This window comes from Streptococcus sp. M143, assembly GCF_000162495.1.
GTDB lineage: Bacteria > Bacillota > Bacilli > Lactobacillales > Streptococcaceae > Streptococcus > Streptococcus dentisani.
Map to the genome: position 1 here is coordinate 684256 of NZ_GG730097.1, position 3262 is coordinate 687517.

Consider the following 3262-nt stretch of genomic DNA (forward strand, 5'->3'; position numbering starts at 1 on the left):
TGATTGATGAGTAATAAAACTTGCTTTGTAGTCATGGGATATGGGGTGAAAAAAATTCCTGGAACTTTAGTAAAACTGAATTTAGATGATGTTTATTTTAAGTTTATAAAACCTGTATTATCTCGAAATCATTTTAAATCAATCTACTCCACACAAGCATATCGAGGAGATGAAGTTCCAACTTCATTAGCTATTAATAAAAACTTCATAACATCTATTTTTTTAGCTGATATTGTGATTGCTGATATAAGCACTTTAAATCAAAATGCAATTTATGAGTTGGGACTTCGGCATGCAATGAGGCCAAAATCTACAATTATACTTTGTGAAGAACTAACTATTAGCAAATACCCATTTTTTGATATTTCAATGAATCCTCAATTAAGATATCATAGAAAGAAAATAGTATCTGATGAAAACTATAGAAAATCTCTGCAAGATAAATTAGAAGACATATTAATTTCTTGCCTAGGATCCAATACCGATTATATTGATAGTCCTGTATTTGATTTTAATTTGTATAAGATTAAACCATTAGTTCAATTAGATAAAAATGTACATGTAGCAGGAGCATCTATAAGGACAATGATTGAAAAAGCTGAAAATTTGAAGGAAAATATGCTGTTTAAAGAAGCCGAAAATTACTATCTTCAAATTTTAAACTTATCCTTTGATGAAGATATACTTTCTCAATATCTATTATGTCGCTATAAAAAAGATTTGTCCCTAAAAAATTTGCTTTTGACCTTATCATACGTTAATGAGAACATAGATTTAGCTACATCGACAAATGAAAACTTACTGGGGATTGTTGCAGCGATAAATAAACAAATATTTGGTCTAACTAAAGAATGTAAATTTTTAGAACAAGCTAGAAGATATTACAAAAATGGCTCAAACTTTGAAAGTGGGAATCTCTATTGTGCTAGAAATTACTGTGCACTTTTGTTAAAACAATATTGTATATCAAAAGATACTGAATCAATAAAAGAATATTACTACTCTGCTGTTCATTTTGCTAAAACTTGCTTAACAGAATTACAATTTCTCAAACGAGAAGAAACTGATCTTGACAATACTTGGTATAATGAAAACATTAAAGATTTGACCCTAATTGCATTTGGTACTGATGAATCAATTATTGAATTTAAGCCTGTTACAAAAAGGCAAGAAGAGACGGTAAGCTCAGGTCGTAAAGAGCTAAAGCATGATTATCATGAAACTCTAAAAATAATTAAAGGGAAATGAGCAATTTTACTCACTTCCCTTTTTAAAATCTTTTATCTCTTGATAATTTCCAATAATGTAAACCTAGCGGTGTCAAACGACAAGACTTACTATTCATAGCAGCAAAGTACATATGCTCCTCTCCAACAGGTTCGATTAAACCTACGCTTTCATAAAGCTGTAACTCTTTAAATTTACCAACATTTTCTTCTTTTGCGAAAGGTTCTTTATATTCATGAGTTACTTCAGGAGTATTAGTAAATTCAAATGATGGATCTAATTGAAATTCTGAAGTAGCTTCTGCAAAATATTGATGAAGCTTCCGTAGTACCTTTTTTGACACTTTAGCTTCAACAGTTCTGATAGGTAAAAATCCTGTTATATTAGTTTTAAATAGAGGCCTTTGTTCCCATACTCCAAGTGACTGATCGACAAAAGAATACAAACTAGCAGGAGTGACATTCCCGCTAACATCTGCTGCTCCACCTTTTAGCCCCTGAATTAGTAATTCAGTAAACACACCATGACCAGTTATTCCATCTTCAATAGCAACTTCATCACGATTGCTTGCTGTTAGAATAGTAACACCTTTTCCAATAATGGCATCCGATGAGTCTATAGCACTAAAATCTCCTAACTTTCCAGAATAACAACAATCTAAGATGATAATTTTATTTCGACTTTTAGAAGTGTTTGCCAGTCGAAGTATATCATTCATAGAAATTCCCATATCATAGCCATTAAAATCTGGTGTTACGATTTGCCCAGCCATCTCATCTGTCCCGTGTCCTGAGAAATAAAAAAGTGCAATGTCGGATTCTCCTTCTTTAAATAAAGAATGAAGGTCTTCCAATAACTCTGCTTTTGTTTGTACATTGCGTTTTAGCTTAACACTGAAATTAGGGGAACCATCCTCGTTTTCTTCCAATAATTTCGCTATCTCCTCTGCATCATTTACACACCCCCCTAATGGAGCCTGAGAATATGCATCGATACCAACAATTAATGCCTTGTTTTTTAACATAAATTATTCCTCACAATTGTTTTATCCAAGCGCTAATCTTTTCCCAATTCCAATCTACTACAGGAAGATAGCCACATTCATTTGGAATCGTAGCACCGATATGACTATTATTACCATAAATTGCAAGAAGTGGGATACCCTCAACTTTGGCACAGTTCATTTCCCAAATTTGCCCATCGGCATTCTTGGTATTCCTAGTAATGATAGAAATCATACCGTCACACCCTCTAATTCTTGTTCTACATTTAGTTTTCCATTGAGAATCCCACGGTTGCTTAACAGACATATCTACAAATTCAAATGGGGAGTTCGTATTTCGCGATTGTCCCCTTAGTAAATCTCGAAGATTTTCATCTTCAATTGCAAAGCTTATAAAAATTCTTTTCATCTATTTTCTCCTATAAAAGTTTTGACTTTATTATACCACTTTAGAAAACGCTTTATACTATTTTTCCTTCAATTTTATTAAATATTTTCTCTAGTGATTTTTTCCAACAGTATATTTCTTTTTCTAAAATTTTTTCAAAAAAGAAATTAATTTGTGAAGTGTTTTCTAAAGTAAAATCTGATACAGATACAATTTTTTGATCATCCTTTAAAATACCATCAATACGTAAATTTTTTTGCTTAATAATTAAAATGGGAATATTATTTGAAATTGCCATAGCACCTTCAATTTGACAAAAAGAACTAGTAATCCATTTTCCATCTAATGATTGTTCTTCAGCTTCAAAAAAAATTTTTATTCTTAACTGCTCCTTTTTTTAAAATACCAGATTGAATATATGTATGTCCAAAAGCTAAGATGACCATACCGTAACATCTTTTTATCATTTCATTCAAAACAGTTAAAGATTCATATGGTGAATAATCTTTTGCTTGCAATGTTATACTTTCAATATTGTACTTATCTAAGGTACTTTTTAATTTTTCGATAAAGTACTGTTGTTCTTTAGTAAATGGATTGGGTCTACTCAAAAAAACTCTTATTTTTTTATTATTCACACCAGA

At 31.1% G+C, this 3262-nt stretch carries 4 protein-coding genes and 1 pseudogene; 1 reads left to right on the forward strand and 4 read right to left on the reverse strand.

Features of this window, described 5'->3' with window-relative positions; genetic code table 11:
* Positions 1–6: 6 nt before the first annotated feature.
* Positions 7–1248, forward strand: coding sequence for a hypothetical protein (locus HMPREF0850_RS09995; RefSeq protein ID WP_000066814.1), 1242 nt, complete (start codon positions 7–9; stop codon positions 1246–1248).
* A gap of 22 nt (positions 1249–1270) precedes the next feature.
* Here the strand turns inward: HMPREF0850_RS09995 and HMPREF0850_RS10000 are convergent, their stop codons facing one another.
* The 4 genes and pseudogenes from HMPREF0850_RS10000 to HMPREF0850_RS13190 all read right to left on the reverse strand — a co-directional run.
* Positions 1271–2251, reverse strand: coding sequence for a caspase family protein (locus HMPREF0850_RS10000; protein ID WP_000916685.1), 981 nt, complete (start codon positions 2249–2251; stop codon positions 1271–1273).
* 10 nt (positions 2252–2261) lie between these two features.
* Positions 2262–2639 (reverse strand): TIR domain-containing protein, encoded by a 378-nt coding sequence (locus HMPREF0850_RS10005; RefSeq protein ID WP_000821056.1) that lies wholly within the window; start codon positions 2637–2639, stop codon positions 2262–2264.
* Positions 2640–2691: 52 nt separating this feature from the next.
* On the reverse strand, positions 2692–2916 hold the full coding sequence (locus HMPREF0850_RS13185; RefSeq protein WP_001018318.1) for a hypothetical protein: 225 nt from the start codon (positions 2914–2916) through the stop codon (positions 2692–2694).
* 64 nt (positions 2917–2980) lie between these two features.
* Positions 2981–3262 (reverse strand): annotated as a pseudogene (locus HMPREF0850_RS13190) (hypothetical protein); the annotation flags it as partial.